Below are 23,237 nucleotides of genomic sequence, written 5' to 3'. Positions count from 1 at the left end.
AATATTGACCCATTTACGTTCATAAAAGCGATAGAAAAAGTATAATTAAAAAATACAGTATTGCTACAAATAAAGGCAATCAATCGCTACGTATTGTAGTATCTTTGTCGTGAAGAAATAAATTAAAGCTATTAGGAGGAAACTATTTGTCTTTTCAACGTACCCAAGAAAAATTAAAAATACTAGCCGATGCCGCAAAATATGATGTATCGTGCTCATCGAGCGGAAGTCAACGCGCTAATACCAATAAAGGTTTAGGAGATGCAACAGGCATGGGCATTTGTCATTCTTATACAGAAGATGGTCGCTGTGTGTCCTTGTTAAAAATTTTATTGACCAATCACTGTATTTTCGATTGTGCGTATTGCGTCACCCGTAAAAGCAATGATGTTAAACGTGCAGCTTTTAAAGTGCAAGAAGTTGTGGATTTAACGATTAATTTCTATCGTAGAAATTATATTGAAGGTCTTTTTCTTAGTTCTGGCATTTTTAAAAGTGCCGATTATACCATGGAACGGTTAGTGGCTGTGGCTAAAAAACTGAGAACCGAAGAAAACTTTAATGGTTATATTCATTTAAAATCTATTCCTGGAGCTTCAGATGACTTGATGCGTGAAGCCGGACTTTATGCGGATCGTTTAAGTGTTAATATTGAAATTCCCACGAAAGCCGGACTTAAAAAACTGGCACCCGATAAAAAGCGTGAAGATTTTATTAAACCTATGGTTAAGGTGAAAAATGAAATCATTCAATATAAAGCCGAAAAGAAAATTATTAAAAGCACCCCTAAATTTGCACCTGCAGGACAAAGTACTCAAATGATTATTGGAGCGAGTGGTGAAAATGATTTTCAGATTATGCAAACTTCTAATCATTTTTATAAAAGCTATAACTTAAAACGCGTGTATTATTCTGGTTATGTGCCTATAAGTTACGATAATCGATTGCCGCAAATAGGAAGTGCCGTTCCTATGCTAAGAGAAAATAGACTATATCAAACCGATTGGTTAATGCGCTTTTATGGTTTTGATGTCAGCGAAATTTTAAATGAGCAACATCAGCATCTCGATTTAGATGTGGATCCTAAATTGAGTTGGGCCTTACGTAACCTTCATGAATTTCCGGTTGATGTTAACACCGCAGATCAGCGCATGCTTGCTAGAATTCCTGGTTTAGGTATGAAATCTGTATTTAAAATTATAAATGCTAGACGCTTTAGAAGATTAAATTGGGAACATCTCAAAAAAATAGGTGTCGCTCTAAATAGAGCACAATATTTTATGGTTTGTGAGAGTAATCAGTTTGAAAAAAGAGATTTAACTCCTGAAAAAATCAAAGGCTTAATCCTTCAGAATTCAACCAGTAAGTATCAAAAGATGTTGAGTAATCAGCTCAGTTTATTCGGATAAATGGAAACCAAACATCTTATATACGACGGTACGTTTGACGGTTTTTTATCTACCGTGTTTTATGTTTTTGAACAGCGACTTACTTCGGTGAAAATTCAAAATAAATTTACCGCGCAACAAGGTTTGTTTTCAGAAAATGTGACTATTATTACTGAGGAGGAGAAGGCAAATAGAGTGTGGAAAGGTGTTAAATTAAAATTATCAGCGCAAGGCAGTTATCAATTATATTATGCTTTTTTAAGTGAAATCAGTGGAGTAGAAGACCTATTGCTAGATTATATGCGTTATGCCTTTGGGCAACAGCACAAAGTAGACAACGATTACTCGCATCCTTCTATTTTAAAAATTGCTCAAATAGCAAAATCCGTTGGAAGAGAAAAACATAGAATGGAAGCTTTTGTACGTTTTAGACTTACTAAAGATCAGATATATTTTGGGAGTATAGAACCAGACTTTAATGTATTACCGCTCATAGAAAAACATTTTAAAAGACGTTATGCAGATCAAAAATGGGTGATTTATGATATTAAACGTGGTTATGGCTTGTTTTATGATTTAGAAAAGGTAGACCTCATGCACATGGATTTTCCTGAGCATTTCGATTTTACCAAAACAGATGATGCTTTTTTTGCGATGCAAGAATTTGAATTTCAAAAGTTATGGCAAGATTATTTTAAAGCAACAAATATTGAATCTCGTAAAAATATGAAACTTCATATTAGGCACGTTCCAAAACGTTATTGGAAATACCTTAGCGAGAAACAGCCTAATTAGTAGTGCGTTTTGTGACGTAAGCTTTTGCCCATTTTTTTATGCGTGGCCCAAAACACTCTAAAATAGCATCCACGCCAATAACGCTTCCTTTAGCCAAACGACCTAAAACAGCGATGTGGACCTTAGACTTGCTTTTGGGAGTTTTTACGTATCCATCCGTAGTTGTTTCTATTCCTAGTTTTGAATGAATAGGCTGAATTACATCATTCTGCAATAAATTTTTAATTAAAGGTGTGTCTACATCGAGCAACTTTGGTGCGTCCAAAACGCTATTAATCATTATCGAACAATTTATGGATTTGTTTTTATAATTCTTTAATGTCCAGCCTTCATGTGAAACTTTTATATCTGGATGAGACACAAAATCTAAGTTTAAAATTTGTGCGTCAACCAAGGCTAAAACCTGTTGCATGCTTTCAATTGGTGGTCCGTATGAATAGCGTTTACTACGTTCATCTAAAGCAATAACCTTTTCAACAATAGTTTCATTTACCTTGGCATGTGAAAACGCTCTATATAGTGTAGGCTGACAATGGCGCCAAACTTGTCCGATACAATAATCTAACGATACAGGAATTACTCCCAAAGCCATATCAATATACGTTTGAATGAGTTGATATGTAGAAATATTTTGATCCTGAATGAGGTTGTGACTAAAATTCTCGTCATCTAACCAATTTATAATCAGTGATTTTATTTCGATTTCACTTAAGGTATGCGATATGCTTTTATCTTGTAAATCGATAAACACTCGCGACGCAATTGTTGCTATAGCATGTGTTAAAAAATTGATGTTATCTTTTTCTTGGGTACATTTCGATACAGCTTCAATTTCAGATTTAAAAACATCTAATTCTTGATGAGTTGGTACATACCATTCATCTATACATTGATTTAGAGGCTTTGGTACTAATGGTAAACCATCTAACGAAAATGGCACTAACGTAATATTTTGTACTTTCCTTTTGTAATAAACTGTTTCGAAAGTATTAGAGTTTATAACTTTAAAATTTCCGAAGTTATTAATGGTAAGATAGCGCATTACATCAATCATAGCCAAACCAAAACCTCTTATGCCAATGGTTGTATTCGTCGTGTTTTGAAGTGCTTTAAATTGAGAAATAGGGTAGGTAGCTTTGAATAATGTTAAATCGTTATATGCGGCAATATGAGATTGCCATTCTTTAAGTTGTTGAGATGGTGTTGTAGATTGGTGTCCTACAGTTAGCAACACATCATCGTATTGTAATTGATGCGCATGGGTTAAAACCTGAAGTTTTTGATGTTTAACATTGATGTGTGTTACTTCAGCTTTAATACACTTAAAAGATTTAAATTGTGTTAAAACATTTTCTAAAGATTGAAAGCGTTCATTGAGATAACGTCCCATTTTATTTCGAGGAGGGAATGAATCTGGCTCATTTTTAGACTGAGAAAAATGACACCAATCAAGGTACGATGGAAATGCTTTAATAATATGATTGTTATATCTTATTTCTGAACGTGCTTCAATGCCAACTAAAGCGCGTTCGGTAATATTTATCCAATTAGAATCTGGCTGTGATCTATCCCAAACATTTCCAGTGCCTGGATGGCTAGTTGCGTCATACACATGGATCTCTATTGTTGTGTTAGCACGACTCAATTCTATGAGTAGATTCTCTAAAGCATATAAACCTCGAGGTCCCATGCCAATGATTGCAAGTTGTTTCATAGGGATTAAAAATAATCAAAAAACCACCTCGCTAAAGGTGGTTTTGAATATAAAAGTTAGAACTATTTTAAAATTGGTATCTAATCCCTAAAGCAATATCAAAATCGAGATCATCATTATAATCACCAAAACCAAGTTCTGGTCTAAAATCTAGGGATAATAATAACGGAAAATCGAAGCTGTATTCAATACCTACATCACCAGCAACAAAAACAAATGTATCGCTATAATCATCACCAGCATTATTATCGTAGCTGTACGATCCTAATCCACCACCAGCACCTGCATACCAGTTAAATCCTCCTTCAATATTCCAAACCCATTGGTATAAACCTGCTAATTTAAAGCCGTCATAATTATCTCCGCTTCTCCATCCTAAATCTACTTCCAATCTATTGTTGTCTCCAAGTGCGCGTTGGTATGTAATCTCAGTACCAAAGCCATCACTATCACCTAATCTTAATCCAATAGCATTCTCTGCAATCTCTTGTGCGCTAGAAAAACTTGCGAACCCTAAAGCAAATACACCTAATAAAAATAATTTCTTCATAATAAAATTGAGTTTTAAATTCTTAGTTTTAGCAACTGTAACATTGCATTTAATCATAACACCAAAATTATATCAAAATTGGATGATTTAGATTAATTTTAAGACAAAATTATAACTCATATCCCATCATTCTTAACGCTTATGCAACCAAAATATACAGAAGCACTTCAAACTTTAAAGTCTAACTTAGACGGCGAACTATTCTTTGATGATTTAATGCGTAAGCTTTACGCTACAGACGCTTCTGTGTATAGAAAATTACCTTTGGCTGTCGCACTCCCTAAGCACAACAATGATATTAAGCTTTTAATTGCGTTTGCTAAGACCTATAACACCTCCTTAATACCAAGAACTGCCGGAACTTCTTTAGCCGGACAATGCGTTGGTGATGGTATTGTCGTTGATGTTTCTAAATATTTTACACGAATTATAGATATTAATACAACTAAAAAAACGGTTACAGTTCAGCCAGGTGTGGTTAGGGACGAATTGAATAATTACCTTAAGCCGTTTGGTTTGTTTTTTGGTCCTAATACGTCGACTTCAAATCGTTGTATGATTGGTGGTATGGTAGGAAACAACTCGTCTGGTACGACTTCTATACAATACGGAGTAACTCGAGATAAAGTCTTACAAATGAAAACCATTTTAAGTGATGGAAGTGAGACGGTATTTTCAAGTTTATCTGTGGATGAATTTCATCAAAAACTAAAGATGGAAACGCTAGAAGGTGCTATTTATAAGACCATTTATAAAACCTTAAAACCTGAAAAAGTTCAGAAACAGATTCGAGATAATTTTCCAAAACCTGAAATTCATAGACGAAACACAGGTTATGCGATTGATGAGTTATTAAATTCAGGAGTATTTTCAACGTCGAGTTCGCAATCATTTAATATGTGTCAATTGTTGTCTGGTAGTGAAGGAACGCTAGCATTTACCACCGAAATCACTTTACAGCTCGATGACTTACCTCCAACAGAAAGTGCCATAATTGCGTTACATTTTAAAAGTGTCGCTCAATGCTTAAAGTCCGTAGAAACCGTAATGCAGCATAATTTGCATACTTGTGAAATGATGGACGACACGATTTTAAACCTCACTAAGCACAATAAAACTCAGCAAGTTAACCGACAGTTTGTAGAAGGAAATCCAGCAGCCATTTTAATGTGCGAGCTAAAAGCACATTCTAAAGAACAATTAGCAGTAGCTATAGAAACATTTTTAAATGCTGTAAATACCCTTCAATTAGCCTATGCTGCACCGATTCTACGAGGAGAAGCAATTGATAGAGCTGTAGAATTACGAAAAGCAGGTTTAGGCTTATTAGGAAATTTAATTGGTGATAAAAAAGCCGTAGCGTGTATTGAAGACACTGCAGTGGCTTTAGAAGATTTGGATACCTACATCTCTGAATTTACTGCTTTAATGGCTTCATACAAGCAAAATGCCGTGTATTATGCACATGCAGGAGCTGGTGAACTGCATTTACGTCCTATTTTAGATCTAAAACAAGAGAAAGATGTAAAATTATTTAGAGCCATTACCACAGATGTGGCGTTATTGGTTAAGAAATATAACGGTTCAATGTCAGGTGAGCATGGAGATGGTATTGTCCGAGCGGAATTTATACCCTTAATGGTTGGTGAAGCCAATTATACTATTTTAAAACAAATTAAATCTGCTTTCGATCCGTATAACATATTCAATCCTGGTAAAATTGTCGAAGCTTATCCGATGGATGAAAGTTTTAGATATGAACTTAACAAAAGCGAACCAAAGATTACGACCTTAATGGATTTTTCTAGTACGCAAGGTATTTTACGCGAAGCTGAAAAATGTAATGGCTCTGGTGATTGCAGAAAATTACCAGAATTTGGTGGTACCATGTGTCCCAGTTATAGAGCCACAAGAAATGAAAAAGATACAACGCGAGGACGCGCAAATGCTCTACGGGAATTTTTAACCAATTCTGAAAAAGAAAATAGGTTTAACCATAAAGAATTAAAAGCAGTTTTTGATTTATGTCTGAGTTGTAAAGCCTGTGGTAGTGAATGTCCAAGTAGTGTAGATGTGGCGAGTTTAAAAGCCGAATTTCAATACCAATATCAAAAAGCCAATGGAGTACCAATACGCACCAAATTATTTGCCTACAACAATAAAATTAATGGTTATGCGAGTCGTGTACCAAGGCTTACAAATTTTATGTTTACAAATGGTTTTACCAGTTCTATTATAAAATCTATTAGTGGTATTGCTAAGGAAAGAAGTCTACCATTGATATCAAGAAAGAGTTTATATAAAGAATTTCAAGTCGCTAAAAATGATAGAGTTGACGAAAATTACATTAAAGAAGTTTATTTATTTAATGATGAGTTTACAAATCACCTCGATACTGAAGTTGGTATCGATACGATTACACTTTTAAGTCGTTTAAATTACAAAGTCACGCTAATTTCCCATTCGGAATCTGGCCGTGCAATGCTATCTAAAGGTCTACTTGAAGACGCTAAAAAAATGGCGAATGATAACATTACAAAATTTAAACCACTTATCTCGGAAACTACACCATTAATAGGTGTTGAACCTTCAGCTATTTTAACATTTAAAGATGAATACATACGGTTAGCAGATGATAAAGAAGGCGCAAAAGCTATTGCTAATCATACCTTCTTAATTGAAGAATTTATTCAACAAGAAATAGAATTAAGACATATTAGGCCAGAGCAATTTACATCGAGTTCAAAGACGATAAAGTTTCATGGGCATTGTCATCAAAAGGCATTAACTAATCAGAAATCGAGTTTTGATGTATTGAATTTACCTCAAAATTATAGCGTTACAATTATTCCGAGTGGTTGTTGTGGTATGGCTGGTAGTTTTGGTTACGAAAAGGAACATTACGAAGTGAGTATGTCTATTGGCGAACAGACCTTATTTCCTTCAATTAGAAAAGCTTCAGAAAAAATCGTTATCGCTGCAAATGGCACAAGTTGTAGACATCAAATAAAGGATGGTACAGGGAAGATAGCCAAACATCCTATTTCAATTTTAAAAGAAGCACTGATTTAGTTTAGTCTTTATTTTTCTTCTTTTTCTTTTCCGACTTAGGCTGTTCCACAATAGTTATGGCAGCAATTAAGTCTTGTAAATCCATGTCCTTTATGTCTTCATCGGCATAAAAGGCAGATAACTTATCCTCGTTGTAATTATATATTTTCCAACGCTTAAACTGGTATTCTAAAGCTGTAAAATTCTCTACCCAATCTCCAGAATTTAAATAAGTGGTTTTACCAAACTTATTCTTTTTAATAACCATTTTAGGTTGGTGAATATGCCCACATACCACATAATCATAACCCTTTTCTATGGCTAAATCCGTCGCAACCTTTTCAAAATCATTAACGTACTTTACGGCTCCTTTAACGCTGTTTTTAATCTTTTTAGACAACGAATAGCGCTCTTTCCCCATTTTATCAGAAAACCAGTTGGCTAAGCGGTTTATTAAAATTAGAAAATCATATCCCCAACCACCAAGTTTTGCTAGCCATTTAGCATTTTGAATAGAAATATCAAACACATCACCATGAAAAAACCAAGCCAATTTACCATCTAAATCTAACACCAGTTTGTTTACAATTGAGATATTCCCTATTTCAGTTTCTGCGAATTTTCGTAACATTTCATCGTGATTACCAGTGATATAGATGACTTCGGTACCGTTTGCAGCAAAATCCATTAATTTTTTAATAACACTAAGGTGCGATTTTGGAAAATAACGTTTTTTAAATTGCCAGATATCTACGATATCACCATTTAAAATCAATTTTTTAGGTTCAATGCTGTTCAGGTAGGTTAATAACTGTTTGGCATGACAACCGTAAGTGCCAAGGTGCACATCTGAAATGACCGCTATTTCTATTTTTCGTCTTATTTTCACAATGTTTAGGATCTGTATTACAAAGAACCTTATTTTTTTCATGATTTGAGTTATCACATAATTAACTAAGTATGAGGAAAATGTTATTTATATATTACCTTAACATTATTAATCTTACAAGTAGATAATTGGAAGAGAAGGCATGAAATACGGTAAGTCATTTCCATTTTTATAATATAACAATTACATTAGCGTAAAATAAATTGTCATGGCAGGAAATTCCTTCGGAAAACTATTTAAACTTACCACTTACGGTGAATCTCACGGTAAAGCAATTGGCGGCATCATAGATGGCTGTCCTTCAGGAATAAAAATCGATTTAGAAGCGATTCAGCACGACTTAGATCGAAGAAAACCAGGGCAATCTAAAATTGTAACACAACGTAAAGAGCCTGATACAGTTGAATTCTATTCTGGTATTTTTGAAGGAGTCACTACTGGCACTCCAATTGGTTTTGTAATTCATAACACCAACCAAAAATCTAAAGATTATTCGCATATAAAGGATGTGTATCGACCGAGTCATGCTGATTATACCTACGATAAAAAATACGGTATTAGAGATTATAGAGGTGGCGGACGGAGTTCTGCGCGCGAAACCGCATCTCGTGTGGTTGCAGGAGCCATTGCTAAACAAATGTTAAGTAACATTAAAATACATGCGTTTACCTCTTCGGTAGGTGACATATTTATAGACAAACCTTATCAAGATTTAGATTTTAGTAAAACTGAATCAAATGTTATTCGTTGTCCAGATGAAGCTTCAGCTGAGAAGATGATCTCAAAAGTAGAAGCTATTAAAAAACAAGGAGATACCATTGGAGGAACGGTTACATGTGTGATTCAAAATGTACCCGTAGGACTAGGTGAGCCTGTTTTTGATAAACTCCATGCAGAACTCGGTAAAGCGATGCTATCTATAAACGCCGTAAAAGGTTTTGAATATGGAAGTGGGTTTTGTGGTGCTAAAATGAAAGGTAGTGAGCACAACGATTTGTTTAATGAAGATGGAAGTACTAAATCGAACTTATCTGGAGGCATCCAAGGTGGTATTTCTAACGGTATGGATATTTATTTTAGAGTGGCTTTTAAACCTGTAGCCACCGTGATTCAAAAACAAGATGCTTTAAATAGCGCTGGTGAAATTGTAGAAATGCAAGGTAAAGGCAGGCACGACCCTTGTGTAGTGCCAAGAGCTGTGCCTATTGTTGAAGCTATGGCTGCTTTAGTGATAGCCGATAACATGTTGCTGCGACGACAAGAATCTAGAGATTGGTAATTCTCCTTAGATTAGAAATATAATTATAAACCAACAAAATCCTGCTTTATAGAAGTATTACATATGAAAAAACTAGCACTACATTGGAAAATTATTATAGGAATGGTACTCGGTATCATTTGGGCTTTAATTTCTAGCTCAATGGGATGGAGTCAATTTACTATAGATTGGATTGATCCTTTTGGTACTATTTTCATTAATTTATTAAAGCTTATAGCAGTACCATTGGTTTTATTTTCAATTATAAGTGGTGTAGCTAATATTGGCGATCCTAAAAGCTTAGGTAGAATGGGAGGGAAGACCTTAGGGATTTACCTGCTTACCACGATTATGGCTATTTCTTTGGGATTAGTACTTGTTAATGTTTTTAAACCAGGAGAACTTATTGATGAACAAAGCCGAATAGATAATCGTATTAGTTACGAGATTTGGGCAGATAGCGAAGGCCATGACATAAAAGATGGCATCAACTACCTTCAAGATCCAAAGTTTTTTAAACGTGCGCAGCAAATTTCAGAATTATCCAAAAGTGAATTAAAAGAAGCTGCTGTTGCAGACAAAATGGAAACAGTTGAAGAACGTAAGGAAACATCCCCTTTACAACCATTGATAGATGTAGTTCCTAGTAATTTTTTCCATTCTTTATCCGATAATGGCTTAATGTTACAAATCATCTTTTTTGCCATATTCTTTGGTGTCTGTCTGTTATTTATACCTTCAGACAAATCACTTCCAGTTTTAAACTTAGTTAACGGAATAAATGAAGTCTTTTTAAAAATGGTGGACATTGTAATGCAAGGTGCACCATTTTTTGTATTTGCTTTACTTGCAGGTGTTGTAAGTAAAATGGCTGGCGATGACATCGGTAAAGTTGTCGAGATTTTCAAAGGCTTAAGTTGGTATTCGTTAACTGTTTTAGCGGGATTAATATTAATGATATTTGTAATTTATCCTTTAGTTTTAAAACTATTTGTTAAGAAAATACCATATACCGGATTCTTTAAAGCTATGAGTCCAGCACAAACTTTAGCATTTTCAACATCGAGTAGTGCTGCCACACTTCCTGTCACTATGGAATGTGTAGAAGAGAATTTAGGCGTCGATAAAAAGATAAGTAGTTTTGTACTGCCTATTGGAGCCACTGTTAATATGGATGGTACAAGTATGTATCAAGCTGTAGCTGTTATATTTTTAGCGCAATTACATATGATCGATTTAACCATAAGTCAACAAATTACAGTAGTATTAACAGCTACGTTAGCTTCCATCGGTTCAGCTGCGGTACCAAGTGCAGGTTTAGTTATGTTGATTATTGTATTGAGCTCTGTTGGATTAAATCCGGCTTGGATTGCCATCATATTTCCTGTAGATAGAATATTAGATATGTTTAGAACGGTAGTGAATGTCACAGGTGATGCTACAGTATGTTCTATAATTGCAGATGGTGAAAATATGTTGAATTATGAAGCACACGAAAATCCTTCTGAAACATTTGATTTAGATTCTTAAAAAGCTATCTATTGAAGTTTGATAAATTATTTTAACTTTATGCTATTCAAATTAAAACGAAATACATGATTTGCCCATTAAGGTGTCATATTCAATTCTACAGAGATCATGAATAATCCGTTGGACCTAGTTGATGTTACTTCAGATTTGGTTTCAGTTGAATGGCTTCAAAAGCACTATAACGCTAGTAACCTCATTTTGCTAGATGGTACCATAAATAAGGTAATCAGTTCGGCTGCTATACGTATACCCAATGCGCGGTATTTTGATATTAAACAAAAGTTTAGTGATATTGCCGCTCCATTTCCGAGCACGTTACCTTCAAAATCACAATTTGAAAGCGAAGCTCAAGGCTTAGGTATTTATAACGATTCCGTAATTATCGTTTATGATGATAAGGGTATCTATTCTAGTGCTAGAGTTTGGTGGCTGTTTAAAGTATTTGGCTTTAAAAATGTAGCGGTCTTAGATGGAGGTCTACCGCAATGGCAACTGAAAGGATTTCAAGTTGAAAATTATAATGAAGACTGTTATGATAAAGGTGATTTTATTGCTGGTTTTCAGCCGCAATTAATGACGGATTTTAAAGGTTTACAAGAGTACATTACTGAAGAAGACACTTTAATTGTAGATGCACGTTCAAAAGACCGCTTTATGTGTAAGGTTGATGAACCTAGGGAAGGATTGCGACGTGGTACAATTCCTAATTCAAAAAATTTACCTTACACGACATTATTTAATGGTTATATAATGAAACCTAAAAAAGAACTTCTAAAAATCTTTAATACTTTAGTCGCAAATGAAACTCAAATAGTTTTTAGTTGCGGCTCTGGTATTACGGCTTGTATTTTAGCCTTAGGAGCGACACTTTGTAATTATAATAATTTAATTGTCTATGATGGTTCATGGACAGAATATGGAAGCTTAACACCTTAATTCAATGAACACAATCGACTGGACACGAGATGAACTCGTAGCCTACATTTTACTTTTTGCTGCAAATTCTGATTTTAAAGAAACTCCTGAAGAAAGAGACATGATTCTTTCTAAAATCGATAAGCAAACATTTCAAGATATACATGATGAATTTAATCGTGACAACGATTACCAAGGTATCAAGAAAATCATGACGAGTTTAGAGCAACATAATTATGCTAAAGATGATGTAGACATCTTACTCGAAGATGTAAAGGTTTTATTTTTATCTGATGAGGCATTTGATGTTACAGAAGAAAATATGTATCGTTTTCTAGAGCGCTTACTAAAGCAGTAAAAAAGCCTCAAAACGAAAATAGTGGTTCTGCCAATTTTAATGACACTTACAAGAAGTTAGACATTCTTCTTATGAGAATTAAACTCGTTCCTAACTAACAGAAGTTAGGGTTTAACTGAAGCTATTTTATTTTGAGGCTGTGTGTTTTGTTATAAGTTAACGCGTTTACCTTTCGGAAATTTTACAGAATACGAAAGTTTAACATTTTCTGTGGCACTCGATTTTAAATTTAGTCGCCACGTTAAGATACCATTATCTTCATCGTATTTAGAGCTTCCGGTTTCTATATCGTCAATTTTAATGGTTTTATCTTGGCTTTTTGGTATGCGATCTAATAATGTGAGTTGAATATCGGTAGGTTTATTGTTTTTTATTTCAATTTCAAAGGCTTTTTGAATCACTCTATTGTTTCCTATAAATGTTGTCTTTTTAAAATCGTTCCGTTGTTTGCGTTTTACTATAATATTAGGATCTACACCTAACGACACCGTTAAACTATCTGTAGTGGCACTTGGGTTAATGTTGGTTTTACCAGAATAACTTCCTTCAAAATATATATTTGCTTCAGCTGGTAATAAATTGTACTGTTCCCAATTTCCAATTTTAGCAGTTAAGAATACATTTTCATTTAGAATAGGCGCTGCAAAATAATTATAAGAGGCTGGTACACTAAACTGGTCAATGTCTATAACCGAAATATCACCGTCAGATGGAATTGAATGCATTTTATTTATCTCGAATCTGGTATTCATAATCCCTGTTTCTACAGTAATACCTAAGTTGTTTATCTTACTTTTAGACGCTTCTTTTAATGTAATTAAAACAACACCATTGGATCCACGACTGCCGTACATACTGGTTGAGGATGCATCCTTAAGCACTTTTATATCTAAAATATCATCAGGATTTATATTATTTATGTGTTTATCAGTAAAGGGTACACCATCAACAATATATAGCGGATTAGATGTTGATTTTAAACTACCAACACCTCGTATATTGACTTCAGCAACTTGTCCTTTTAAAGCGTGAGATATTTCTTCAGATTTCACTGTAGAAATCGCTTTAGAGATTGATTTTTCACCTTTTGTTCCGTAACCAACCACGACTACTTCGTCTAAAGTATTGGCATCATCTAATGAAACATTCATAATACTAGAGTGAATTGGTAAGGTTTCTGTTTTCATACCTGCATAGGAATATTGTAATGTATTTCCAGATGTTGTTTTTAGAGTATAACGACCGTCAAAATCAGTTTCTATACCGTTGGAAGTTCCTTTTTCAAGAACGCTAACTCCAGGTAATGGTAAACCATCTGACGATGATGTTACAACGCCAGAAACATTTTTAACTAAAGGATTGTACTTGTAATTATAGCTTCTAGTGGCCCTTTGTGATTGGTAGTTGCGATATGGGTTTACAAAGTTTAAATACTTGGGGTTCACAATAGGTTTTGTATTATTAGTATTGGGATCGCTTGTAGAAAGTACCAAATTAACATCCGTCCAGTCGCAACCCGAGTTTTGAAAAACATGCGCTTTATACTCCAAATTAATAGGACTATTAATTTTATCAGCCTTTAAGTCGTACACAGGAAACCAACCGGCATTCTTAATATTGTATGTAATTTTTAAGTCTAGTGTTGTAGCGATAGTGCTATTTAGCTTAATTTTAATTTCGCCGGTTTGTACTTTTTTAATAACGTTTAATTCTTTTAACTGTAAGTTTATATCAGACTTCAGTTCTTGGTAATCTAGAATTTTGGAATTAGAATTATCTAGGTCTATTTTAAGTGCTGTAATCCGCGTTCTATAGTAGGTCGCAAAGGTTTTCAACTTTTCTAGATTAACAACTTCAGAGGCATTGCCTAATGTTTTGTTTTTTTGTAATAGACTTAGTTCTTCATTATAACCAGCAATTAAATGGTGTTGGTATTGTATCTTATCCTCTAATACTGTTAATTTATTTTGTAATGTTACGATGGAATCGCTTTTCTTTTGTTTAGATAAAAAATTGATGCCATAATTAATAGATAAAATAGAAGCGTCTTTTAATCCTGAGATTTGGATGCTGCTTTCTTCTATAAAAGGTGACAATCCGTTCAACGTGATTTCAGATTTCCCTGCATCAATTTTTACTGTAGATTCTCTGTTTATTTCTGCTCCATCCAAGTATACGGTGACTGTTTTTATTTTACTAGGTTGTTGTGATGCTTGTACCATTTGTAATGCAAGAAGAAATAAAATGCATAGTGGCTTTTTTAAAAAAATTGATTGGATAATCATAGTGAAAAAGTGTTTTGGTTTATTCAAAATTAAAACACTTAGTATCGCTATGTAATTTACAATGAGTGAAGTGTAAAGTATAATACGTGAACCTACGTTATTGATTAGTAAGACAATTACTGTTAAAATGTTATTGATAGATAGAATTGACATTTTTTAAACCTAAATCATTATTACAAGTGTGTATAACGATTATTTTAGGCTGCTTTTTAAGCGGTCTATATCTTTGTGGTAATAAAATAGTGTGCTATTAATCAATTTAATATTGCTCAATACAAAATTGATACATTTTTTTGTTGACATTAGTTTTAAGTAAGTTGTTAATTTAAAAAAGCCTTTTCGTTGGTTGCGAAAAGGCTTTTTATTTAATCTAAAAATTTAGATTTTAACTCAGGAGTAGGAATCATGCAAGCTTCCTTTTTTCCATACCATTGATAACGGTGTTTGGCAATATAATTATAAACCCAATTTCTTATAAAAGCAGGCACTATTAAAAAAACAGCCATTAGGTTAGTAGGAAATTTTAAGTCCTTAGCAATTAATAATGCCGCTGTTGATTTATATGTTAAACGATCTTGTTCAGGATTGTATAATAATATAGAATCAGTTTTTTCTGTATCTATATGAAATTTTTTAATGATAGTCTTTCCAATGTCACTCTGTAAAGGAGCAAACAAGAATTTATCTTTTTGATCTCGTTTTATTACATACAAAACGCTAGAGTTACAGAGATTGCAAACTCCGTCGAAGAGTATTAATTGTTTGTTTTTTGGAATTTCTAACATCATGTGTCATTCCTTAGAAGCCAGGAATATATTTTAAGCCTCAGGTTTTATTTATGGATGTCTGCCTTCGTCAATAGGACAGAATGAGGCAAAGATAAGTATTATGACTGTAAGGCATTTAAAAAAGACGTTAAATCCTCTTCTTCATTTACTATAGTAGCTTACAAATTAGTGTAAGGGATGTTGAAGTTCTTCGTTTTATTTTTTAGCTTCAACCAATTCCAATTGATCTAAGCTAACGTTGGTGGTAAACATACCATAATTAACGTTGGCTTTGCCTTTTTCTATTGAATCGACACTGCCAATTGCTCGTCCATCTTGCATGCGTACCCGATCACCTACACGTATAATAGGTTTAGGTTTTTCTACTTTAACTTCTTTCTTTTTAGCTGCTTTTTTCTTCTTACGAATGACTTCAACTTTCTTTTCTGCTTCTGCTTTTACTTGGCGTTCTTTATGCTTTTCGGCGCGTTTTTGTTTCGCTGTTAATTTTTTACGCTTTGAATTTTCAATTTGAACCAATTTAAAGAGTTCAGCCATTAACTCGCGTTTCTTTTTATTTTCAAAATACTTTTCTGAGATATCATTGACTTTTTGACCTAAGTAAATTAAGCGTTGGTTAGAATCATATAACTCTTGAAAGCTTTCTAATTTCTTTTGAACTTTAGCATTGACTTCTTCTAGCTTATCAGCTTCGGACAACTTCTTCTTTTCGTTTTCTTTAAGTGAACGTTCGGTGCGTTCTAATTTACTGCGTTCTTTTTGAAGCTTCGCAATTGTTGCATCGAACCGGACTTTGCCGCGCTCAATTTTCTTTTTAGATTTATTAATTAAGCTATATGGAATGCCGTTTTTCTGTGCCACTTCAAACGTAAACGAACTTCCTGCTTGGCCAACCACCAATTTGTACATCGGTTCTAATGTACGTTCGTTAAAAAGCATATTAGCGTTTTCCATGTATGGCAACTCATTGGCTAATAATTTGAGGTTAGAGTAGTGGGTAGTGATAATGCCAAAGGCTTCTCGCTCATAGAAAACTTCTAAAAACGTTTCTGCTAAAGCACCTCCTAATTCTGGATCACTTCCTGTTCCAAACTCATCGATTAAGAATAAGGTTTTATTATTACATTTTCTGAGGAAATAATTCATCTGTTTAAGACGATAACTGTATGTGCTTAAATGGTTTTCAATGGATTGATTATCACCAATATCACTCAAAACTCTATCGAATAAACACACTTTACTGCGCTCGTGTACAGGAATAAGCATACCACTTTGCAACATTACTTGTAGCAAACCAACTGTTTTTAAGGTAATACTTTTTCCTCCTGCATTTGGTCCGGAAATTACAATAATTCTACTGTCTTTTTCTAATCCTATCGTTTGAGGATAAGTCGTTTCCACTTTTTCTTTATTATTTAAAAACAGTAACGGATGATAAGCATCACGCAAATACATACGGCGTTCTTCTGAGAATTCTGGCAAAATAGCATTCATACTTTGTGCATATTTTGCTTTGGCAGATATAACGTCTAATTCCGTTAAAAATTCCTGGTAATCTTTAAGAAGTGGAGAAAACAAACGAATATAATCGGTAAGGGATTTTAAAATTTTTATGACCTCTTCTTTTTCCTCATATTCTAAATTGTTCAGCTCCCTTGTGTGTTGTAAGGTCGTTTCAGGTTCAATATAAACGATGCTACCCGTTTTACTTCCACCCATTATAGCACCTTTTACTTTTCTACGATACATAGCCTTAACTGCAAGCACACGCTTGTTATCTACAACGGACTCTCTAATATCATCGAGATATTCTAAATTATGATAGGTGTTTAATGCAGAAGTAAAACTGCTGTTTATTTTACCTTTTAGTTGATTTATGGTGCGTCTTAAATTTAAAAGTACGGGAGAGGCATCATCCTTAATATCACCAAACCGATCAATAACTGCATCGACTTGTTCAATAATGACTTTAGTAACTTCAATATCTTGACTATTTTGATAGAGTTTAGGGTAATAGGTTTCAAACTTCTTTAAGAAAATTAGAATGGAATTAACCGTAATAGACATGCTTACAATTTTCTGTAAGCTATGCACCTCTAAATACGTGTTTTCTATTTTTAAAAGTTTTAGTTCTTTAGAAATCGAATCAAAACCGTGATTTGGAATGCGATTATCATTATCAAAAGAAGATAAGTATTCATTTGTAAAATCAAGTTCTAATAGCAGCCGTTGCTCTTCTTTAAAAGGAAGAGTTGCCAATACTGCTTCTTTTCCTAAAGCTGTAAGAGTATGTTCGCTAACTTGATTTAAAACGGTAAAAAACTCGAGGTCTTTTAATGTTTTTTCATGAATATTTATCATATGAAAGGCTACAAATTTAGAGTTGCAAATTTAGAGTTTTATAATATACTATACGTATGAAGATAGTGCTAAAACGATTAAAATTACTAAGGTTAATATTATAAATAAAGGCATTATAAATTTTAGCCATTTACTAAAATTGATTTTAGCTACCGCTAGCGATGCTAATATTAAGCCAGTAGGATTGATAAGGTAAAAGAGCCCTAAACCGTATTGATACGTGTTTACTACTATTTCGCGTCCAATTCCCACAGTATCTGCTAAAGGTGCCATTATAGGCATGGTTAAAACAGCCATTCCGGAAGAGCTTGGAATAAAAAATGATAATCCGGCATAAATCATTGTCAATACGCTAGTGAAAATGCCTTTAGACATGCCTGTGGTTAAATCACTGGCGTAAAATAATAAGGTATCACTGATTAATCCGTCGGTCATAAGTACGGTGACTCCTCTGGCAATCCCAATAATCAATGCAACTCCCAATAGGTCACTTGCACCTTTTACAAAGGTTTCAATGAATTCGGTTTCACTCATTTTAATAATAAACCCAATAAGTATAGAGCCGACCAAGAAGACCGTTGTCATTTCTATAAACCACCAATCTAAAACGGATACACCAATTATCATTAGTATAAAGCAACTTGTAAAAACGAACAAGGCTAATTTTAGTCTCCAATTAAATTTAATATTGGTACTATTTTTTAAAGCGAATAAGGCTTCTATTTCTTCTTTTTGATGATATATTATAGATTTTGAAGGATCATTTTTTACGCGTTTCGCATAATTAAGGATATAAAGTATAGTAATCGTTAGACATAAGAGCAACATAAATATACGCCCATAAAGACCAGTCGTCCAATTAATACCAGCTGAATCACTAGCAATAATGGTAGAAAAAGGATTTATTGTAGAACACATGGTACCAATGGCAGAACCTAAGAAAATACAAGCTACACCAACTATGGCATCGTATTTTGCCGCTAAAAACACAGGAATCAAAATAGGAAAAAACGCAATTGTTTCTTCGGCAAAACCGAAGGTAGTTCCACCTAAAGCAACTAAGGTTGTTACCAACACAATAAGTAAGGATTCCCTCCCTTTTAATAGGTTTACAAGTTGACCAATAGCTGCATCAAAAGCTCCAGATTTGTTAAGAATACCTATTAAACCACCGATAATTAAAACTAAGAAAATAATGTCTGCAGCTTCAATGATACCTTTAACTGGCGATTTTACAAACTCAAGAAAACCTTGTGGTTGGGCTTCTAATTCGCTATATGTTCCAGGGATGTTAATAGGCTTGTATATATCACCGTTAGTAAATTTACCTAAGGGAATTTTAATATTTAAATCTTCGAGTGTAGCTTGTGAAGCAGGTAGCTCAATTTCTTTATCTAGACTTAATCGTGTAAATTTGTCTGTTTTAGTATTGTAGCTTAACGTATCGTATTTACCTGCCGGAATTAGCCAAGTTAAAAGCGTAACTAAACCTGCTATGATAAATAAAATTGTTTGTGCAGAGGGAAATTTTAGATGTTTCATTCTAAATAGTTTGTTGCAAATTTAAACCTTATTAAGAATCTAATTTGATTAAGCGTCTATGAATGTAAATATAAATGAAAGCTGGAAAATTTATCTCGAAACCGAGTTTGAAAAACCTTATTTCAAAGCTTTAGCAGCCTTTGTCAAAGAAGAGTATAGCCATTATCAGTGTTTTCCTAAGGCATCAGATATTTTTAATGCTTTTAATCATTGTCATTTTAATAACTTAAAGGTCGTTATTTTAGGTCAGGATCCTTATCATGATATTGGTCAGGCTAATGGTTTAAGTTTTTCCGTAAACGATGGTATAAAACATCCTCCGTCGTTAGTTAATATATTTAAAGAACTAAAACAAGATCTTGGTGTTGCTTACCCTATAAGTGGTAATTTAATACCATGGGCAGATCAAGGAGTTTTGTTGTTAAATGCCACTTTAACGGTTAGAGCGCATAAAGCTGGAAGTCATCAAAAGAAAGGTTGGGAGCAATTTACAGATGCGGTTATTAAAACCATTAGTACAGAAAAAACAAATGTTGTGTTTCTACTTTGGGGAGGCTATGCTAAAAAGAAAAAGAAATTAATTGATACTAAAAAACATATCGTTCTTGAGAGCGGTCATCCTTCTCCATTAAGTGCAAATAGAGGGTATTGGTTTGGAAATAAGCATTTCAGTAAAACTAACTACCAGTTGGCGCAAGTTGACGAGAAGACTGTAATTGATTGGACACTAGAGTAGGTGATTTTTTAGATTTAATTGTTTGAGCTGGCTTAATATTAGCTTTTACAGGTTGAGCCACTTTATTTGAAACTTTCTTAGTGGTTTTATTGCAACTAAATATTAATAATAAAAAATTAATAGCAACTAAGCATGATAAAATTAGAATAATGTTTACAATCATATTTATCTATTTGGGTTATCAATAATACTGATGCAGAGGTAAACAAATGTAACTAAATTTTTGAAATATTGGAAATTATAATCCAAAACACTTTAACTTTAAATAATTATCTGTCTAAATATGATGGTTTTAAAAATATGAAATTGTTAAAATGATTTGCGCTCAATATCCAATGGTTACTATGGCTACAAACTTAAATCTTATGAATTAAATCGGAATATGCTACCTTCTTCTCAATAATATTTAGGTCAAAAAGTTGATTTTGTACATTATCTAAAGTTTTCTTATCCATAATAGTTTGCGACCATTCTGTTAACGATAACCATTCTTGTACATCATCTAGCTCTTGTTCGTAACGATTAGCAATCGTTTTATCTATACTTGGAATAGATTTAAACTCTGAAGTTGTTCCGTTAATAATATCTAAGATAGTTTTAAGCTCCGTTGCATTCTGATCAATAAAATCTTGTCTTACTGCAATTACAAAACACGGCCAAGGCGAAGGACAATTATCAATTCGTCTAAAGACACCTTCGTCTACAATGGGCTTAGTGGTAAATTTCTCCCACATAAAATAATCAGCATCTCCCTCTGTTAGACCTTTAATGGCGCCATCTAAGTTTTTGATAACTTCAAAATTCAAGTCTTTTTCTAAGTCCCAATTGTTGTTTTTAGCATTGATATAAGCCATAAGATGAGAGCCAGAGCCATATCTACTTATGGCAGCTCTACTACCTTTGATATCTTTAACAGTTTTAAATTTAGAATCGGCTGCGACATGTATGCCCCAAATTAAAGGGGTTTCTACAAAAGTTTGAACGATTTTAGACGGATTTCCTTCAATGATATCTTTAACAATTCCTTCGGTTAATATCACAGCCATATCAATCTCTCCAGAACGTAAAGCTTTAGTCATAGCGCCTGTGCCACCATAATAATCGTGCCACCTTAAATTGATGTTTTCATCTTTATATTCACCGTTTTTAAGTGTGAGGTACCACGCTAAGTTAAAGTGTTCAGGAACACCTCCTATATTTACTTTTTTCATTCTGTGTTTTACTAAATTCTGTAATTCTTCCTATAAAACAGAAAGTTATTTTATGCTTATTAGATATTTACGATACGCTCTAAAGCATATAAAATTAATTGATCTACCACCTTTTTAGGATCTTTGCTAAAATCACCGTTTGCTCTATTGGCAATGATAGCGTTTAAGGATAGAGCCTCGTGACCTAACAATTTTGAAAGTCCATAAATCACTGATGTTTCCATTTCAAAATTGGTAATTCTATAGTCCTTGTAACTAAAGTTGTCTAATTTAGTATTAAGCTCCGGATCTTGCAAGGGCAAGCGCAATACACGTCCTTGAGGTCCATAAAAACCACCTGCAGTACCTGTCATGCCTTTATGTATATCCTCCCCTTCAAAATACTTTTCTAAATACTTACTGTTATTAATAATTATGGGTCTGGCTTTATTTTTATCCCAGTCCGTATGCTTTATAAATTCATCTTCAATTTCAGGATTACTAATGCCGTTAATTTGATAAAAGTGTAACATCCCATTAATATCTAAGGCATGTGTACTAATTAAAAAGGCATCTACAGGTATATCGTTTTGTAAAGATCCCGAAGTCCCTATTCTAACAATATTAAGACTAGAAAGTTCTTTTTTAAGCTCTCTGGTTTCTAGATTAATATTAACTAAAGCATCAAGTTCATTTAAGACAATATCAATATTATCAGGACCTATACCTGTGGAAATAACCGTAAGTCGTTTATCTTGGTAGTAGCCAGTTTGTGTTTTAAATTCTCGTTTTTGAGTACTAAATTCTACACTATCAAAGTGCTTAGTTATTTTCTCTACACGATCTTGATCACCAACAAAAATGATAGTGTCTGAAATATTTTCGGGCTTTAAATTGAGATGGTATACACTACCATCCGGATTTAAAATGAGTTCTGAATTTTTTATAGCCATTAAATTATGGTTTTTATAAGTTTATTCTGTTTTATGTTGAATTGAAACTCTAAACGTTTAACTCCACCATAAACCATGTCGTTATTTATGTCTTTAACAAAATTATGCTGTTTTAATAAGGCTTCATGACCTTTTCTATTGAGTGTAATTCCGCTGTCATCTTCTGTAAAAAAGAGATCTAATTTATCTATAATTCGTGCAACTTGCAGGTCACCAAACCCATAATAACCTTGATAATTAAGACTATAACCCAAAAGGTGGTTTTTAGACTTAATGAAATTATCTTTTACTATTGTTAAAATATTGGCTTCGATGACACTAAGACCGCTTTTCTGAAAAGGAAACCGTTCTAAGTGCGCTCTTAAACAATTACTTAAATATTTAAAATTAGATTTTTTAACAATATAAGGTTTTAAGATATTATGATCTCTACCACAATAAGTTCTCCATAAAGCAATAGCTAAATCAATATCTTCTTTGGTTAGTAAAACACGTTCTTTATAATGCGATTTTAATTGGTCAGGATTGAGTTCACTTAAAGCTTTTAGGCGTTTTTCGCCTTCTACACGTCCACTACATATAAGATAAAGTGGCTTTTTTATCTCTTTTTGATGTAATAAATTTATAACACCTAAAAGGTTGATATGACAAAACAAATCGTACTCAAACCATAGATTTATTTCAGTGTATTTATCAATTTCATTTAATTTAGATAATTCTGAAAGAATTTCTCTTGTATTAACTTCAATGTCGTAATGTGTTTTTAAAAACTCTGTACGAAGATTTAAAAACGCCCTAGAATTAATCGCAGGAATTGTAGGCCCTTCGCAGAGCATCTCTTGCCACGTTAAAATATCTTCTTTAAAATCTAAATCTCTTAAATAGTCCGTGAGATTATTACCATTGGTAATATGTAAGCCATTCTTTACCATAC

General features: G+C 33.5%; 18 protein-coding genes. 8 read left to right on the top strand and 10 right to left on the bottom strand.

Going from position 1 to position 23,237, the window contains the following annotated elements:
• Positions 1–146: 146 nt before the first annotated feature.
• Together C8N41_RS14500 and C8N41_RS14495 are read left to right on the top strand one after the other, a co-directional pair.
• Positions 147–1,409, top strand: a complete 1,263-nt coding sequence (locus tag C8N41_RS14500; protein WP_115839791.1) for a putative DNA modification/repair radical SAM protein — start codon at positions 147–149, stop codon at positions 1,407–1,409.
• Positions 1,410–2,183: a TIGR03915 family putative DNA repair protein gene (locus tag C8N41_RS14495; protein ID WP_115839790.1), complete on the top strand. Its 774-nt coding sequence runs from the start codon at positions 1,410–1,412 to the stop codon at positions 2,181–2,183.
• On the opposite strand, the gene C8N41_RS14490 is transcribed toward C8N41_RS14495, so the two are convergent.
• Both C8N41_RS14490 and C8N41_RS14485 read right to left on the bottom strand, forming a co-directional pair.
• Positions 2,176–3,897, bottom strand: coding sequence for an FAD/NAD(P)-binding protein (locus C8N41_RS14490; RefSeq protein WP_115839789.1), 1,722 nt, complete (start codon positions 3,895–3,897; stop codon positions 2,176–2,178). The genes C8N41_RS14495 and C8N41_RS14490 overlap by 8 nt on opposite strands.
• Before the next feature lie 67 nt (positions 3,898–3,964).
• A complete protein-coding gene (locus C8N41_RS14485; protein ID WP_092447848.1) occupies positions 3,965–4,447 on the bottom strand; it encodes a hypothetical protein in 483 nt (160 codons plus the stop codon).
• Positions 4,448–4,588: 141 nt separating this feature from the next.
• Here C8N41_RS14485 and C8N41_RS14480 point away from each other — a divergent pair, with 141 nt between their 5' ends.
• On the top strand, positions 4,589–7,519 hold the full coding sequence (locus C8N41_RS14480) for an FAD-binding and (Fe-S)-binding domain-containing protein (protein WP_115839788.1): 2,931 nt from the start codon (positions 4,589–4,591) through the stop codon (positions 7,517–7,519).
• Position 7,520: 1 nt separating this feature from the next.
• On the opposite strand, the gene C8N41_RS14475 is transcribed toward C8N41_RS14480, so the two are convergent.
• Complete coding sequence (locus C8N41_RS14475; RefSeq protein ID WP_115839787.1) at positions 7,521–8,429, bottom strand: UDP-2,3-diacylglucosamine diphosphatase; 909 nt, start codon at positions 8,427–8,429, stop codon at positions 7,521–7,523.
• 166 nt (positions 8,430–8,595) lie between these two features.
• Between C8N41_RS14475 and aroC the strand changes: the two genes are divergently transcribed.
• The 4 genes from aroC to C8N41_RS14455 all read left to right on the top strand — a co-directional run bounded on the left by aroC (position 8,596) and on the right by C8N41_RS14455 (position 12,448).
• The gene (aroC, locus tag C8N41_RS14470) at positions 8,596–9,666 is read left to right on the top strand and encodes a chorismate synthase (protein WP_115839786.1); all 1,071 of its coding nucleotides are present in this window, start codon (positions 8,596–8,598) and stop codon (positions 9,664–9,666) included.
• 63 nt (positions 9,667–9,729) lie between these two features.
• Positions 9,730–11,175 carry a dicarboxylate/amino acid:cation symporter gene (locus C8N41_RS14465; protein ID WP_115839785.1) on the top strand — a complete coding sequence of 482 codons (1,446 nt, stop codon included), beginning with the start codon at positions 9,730–9,732 and terminating at the stop codon, positions 11,173–11,175.
• Positions 11,176–11,283: 108 nt separating this feature from the next.
• Entirely contained in the window at positions 11,284–12,111 is an 828-nt protein-coding gene (locus C8N41_RS14460; protein ID WP_115839784.1) for a sulfurtransferase, read from the top strand.
• Between the two features lie 4 nt (positions 12,112–12,115).
• Complete coding sequence (locus tag C8N41_RS14455) at positions 12,116–12,448, top strand: hypothetical protein (RefSeq protein ID WP_092447598.1); 333 nt, start codon at positions 12,116–12,118, stop codon at positions 12,446–12,448.
• Between the two features lie 149 nt (positions 12,449–12,597).
• Here the strand turns inward: C8N41_RS14455 and C8N41_RS14450 are convergent, their stop codons facing one another.
• The 4 genes from C8N41_RS14450 to C8N41_RS14435 all read right to left on the bottom strand — a co-directional run bounded on the left by C8N41_RS14450 (position 12,598) and on the right by C8N41_RS14435 (position 19,424).
• A complete protein-coding gene (locus C8N41_RS14450; RefSeq protein ID WP_170137133.1) occupies positions 12,598–14,733 on the bottom strand; it encodes a DUF4139 domain-containing protein in 2,136 nt (711 codons plus the stop codon).
• 365 nt (positions 14,734–15,098) lie between these two features.
• The gene (locus tag C8N41_RS14445; RefSeq protein WP_115839782.1) at positions 15,099–15,521 is read right to left on the bottom strand and encodes a thiol-disulfide oxidoreductase DCC family protein; all 423 of its coding nucleotides are present in this window, start codon (positions 15,519–15,521) and stop codon (positions 15,099–15,101) included.
• Between the two features lie 195 nt (positions 15,522–15,716).
• Positions 15,717–17,882 carry an endonuclease MutS2 gene (locus C8N41_RS14440; protein ID WP_115839781.1) on the bottom strand — a complete coding sequence of 722 codons (2,166 nt, stop codon included), beginning with the start codon at positions 17,880–17,882 and terminating at the stop codon, positions 15,717–15,719.
• Between the two features lie 48 nt (positions 17,883–17,930).
• On the bottom strand, positions 17,931–19,424 hold the full coding sequence (locus tag C8N41_RS14435) for a YfcC family protein (RefSeq protein WP_115839780.1): 1,494 nt from the start codon (positions 19,422–19,424) through the stop codon (positions 17,931–17,933).
• Between the two features lie 58 nt (positions 19,425–19,482).
• Between C8N41_RS14435 and C8N41_RS14430 the strand changes: the two genes are divergently transcribed.
• Positions 19,483–20,160: a uracil-DNA glycosylase gene (locus C8N41_RS14430; RefSeq protein WP_115839779.1), complete on the top strand. Its 678-nt coding sequence runs from the start codon at positions 19,483–19,485 to the stop codon at positions 20,158–20,160.
• A 356-nt stretch (positions 20,161–20,516) separates the two neighbouring features.
• Here C8N41_RS14430 and C8N41_RS14425 read toward each other — a convergent pair whose 3' ends face one another.
• The 3 genes from C8N41_RS14425 to C8N41_RS14415 are packed head-to-tail and all read right to left on the bottom strand — an operon-like array spanning position 20,517 to position 23,235.
• Positions 20,517–21,371 (bottom strand): substrate-binding domain-containing protein, encoded by an 855-nt coding sequence (locus C8N41_RS14425; RefSeq protein WP_115839778.1) that lies wholly within the window; start codon positions 21,369–21,371, stop codon positions 20,517–20,519.
• 59 nt (positions 21,372–21,430) lie between these two features.
• Positions 21,431–22,303 (bottom strand): nucleoside phosphorylase, encoded by an 873-nt coding sequence (locus C8N41_RS14420; RefSeq protein ID WP_115839777.1) that lies wholly within the window; start codon positions 22,301–22,303, stop codon positions 21,431–21,433.
• Positions 22,303–23,235, bottom strand: a complete 933-nt coding sequence (locus C8N41_RS14415; protein WP_115839776.1) for a DUF1835 domain-containing protein — start codon at positions 23,233–23,235, stop codon at positions 22,303–22,305. The genes C8N41_RS14420 and C8N41_RS14415 overlap by 1 nt, the downstream gene beginning before the upstream one ends.
• Positions 23,236–23,237: the final 2 nt, after the last annotated feature.

Source organism: Winogradskyella sediminis (assembly GCF_003387355.1).
Taxonomy (GTDB): domain Bacteria; phylum Bacteroidota; class Bacteroidia; order Flavobacteriales; family Flavobacteriaceae; genus Winogradskyella; species Winogradskyella sediminis.
Note: the sequence above shows the minus strand (reverse complement) of the source record. Positions and strands in the feature narration are given on the sequence as shown.

Excerpts from the sequence above, each read along its gene's own strand:
- C8N41_RS14485 (WP_092447848.1), bottom strand. The coding sequence starts at position 4,447 with ATGAAGAAATTATTTTTATTAGGTGTATTTGCTTTAGGGTTCGCAAGT.
- C8N41_RS14475 (WP_115839787.1), bottom strand. The coding sequence starts at position 8,429 with ATGAAAAAAATAAGGTTCTTTGTAATACAGATCCTAAACATTGTGAAA.
- C8N41_RS14440 (WP_115839781.1), bottom strand. The coding sequence starts at position 17,882 with ATGATAAATATTCATGAAAAAACATTAAAAGACCTCGAGTTTTTTACC.
- C8N41_RS14420 (WP_115839777.1), bottom strand. The coding sequence starts at position 22,303 with ATGGCTATAAAAAATTCAGAACTCATTTTAAATCCGGATGGTAGTGTA.
- C8N41_RS14490 (WP_115839789.1), bottom strand. The coding sequence starts at position 3,897 with ATGAAACAACTTGCAATCATTGGCATGGGACCTCGAGGTTTATATGCT.
- C8N41_RS14495 (WP_115839790.1), top strand. The coding sequence starts at position 1,410 with ATGGAAACCAAACATCTTATATACGACGGTACGTTTGACGGTTTTTTA.
- C8N41_RS14445 (WP_115839782.1), bottom strand. The coding sequence starts at position 15,521 with ATGATGTTAGAAATTCCAAAAAACAAACAATTAATACTCTTCGACGGA.
- C8N41_RS14425 (WP_115839778.1), bottom strand. The coding sequence starts at position 21,371 with ATGAAAAAAGTAAATATAGGAGGTGTTCCTGAACACTTTAACTTAGCG.
- C8N41_RS14415 (WP_115839776.1), bottom strand. The coding sequence starts at position 23,235 with ATGGTAAAGAATGGCTTACATATTACCAATGGTAATAATCTCACGGAC.
- C8N41_RS14430 (WP_115839779.1), top strand. The coding sequence starts at position 19,483 with ATGAATGTAAATATAAATGAAAGCTGGAAAATTTATCTCGAAACCGAG.
- C8N41_RS14480 (WP_115839788.1), top strand. The coding sequence starts at position 4,589 with ATGCAACCAAAATATACAGAAGCACTTCAAACTTTAAAGTCTAACTTA.
- C8N41_RS14465 (WP_115839785.1), top strand. The coding sequence starts at position 9,730 with ATGAAAAAACTAGCACTACATTGGAAAATTATTATAGGAATGGTACTC.
- aroC (WP_115839786.1), top strand. The coding sequence starts at position 8,596 with ATGGCAGGAAATTCCTTCGGAAAACTATTTAAACTTACCACTTACGGT.
- C8N41_RS14460 (WP_115839784.1), top strand. The coding sequence starts at position 11,284 with ATGAATAATCCGTTGGACCTAGTTGATGTTACTTCAGATTTGGTTTCA.
- C8N41_RS14450 (WP_170137133.1), bottom strand. The coding sequence starts at position 14,733 with ATGATTATCCAATCAATTTTTTTAAAAAAGCCACTATGCATTTTATTT.
- C8N41_RS14435 (WP_115839780.1), bottom strand. The coding sequence starts at position 19,424 with ATGAAACATCTAAAATTTCCCTCTGCACAAACAATTTTATTTATCATA.
- C8N41_RS14455 (WP_092447598.1), top strand. The coding sequence starts at position 12,116 with ATGAACACAATCGACTGGACACGAGATGAACTCGTAGCCTACATTTTA.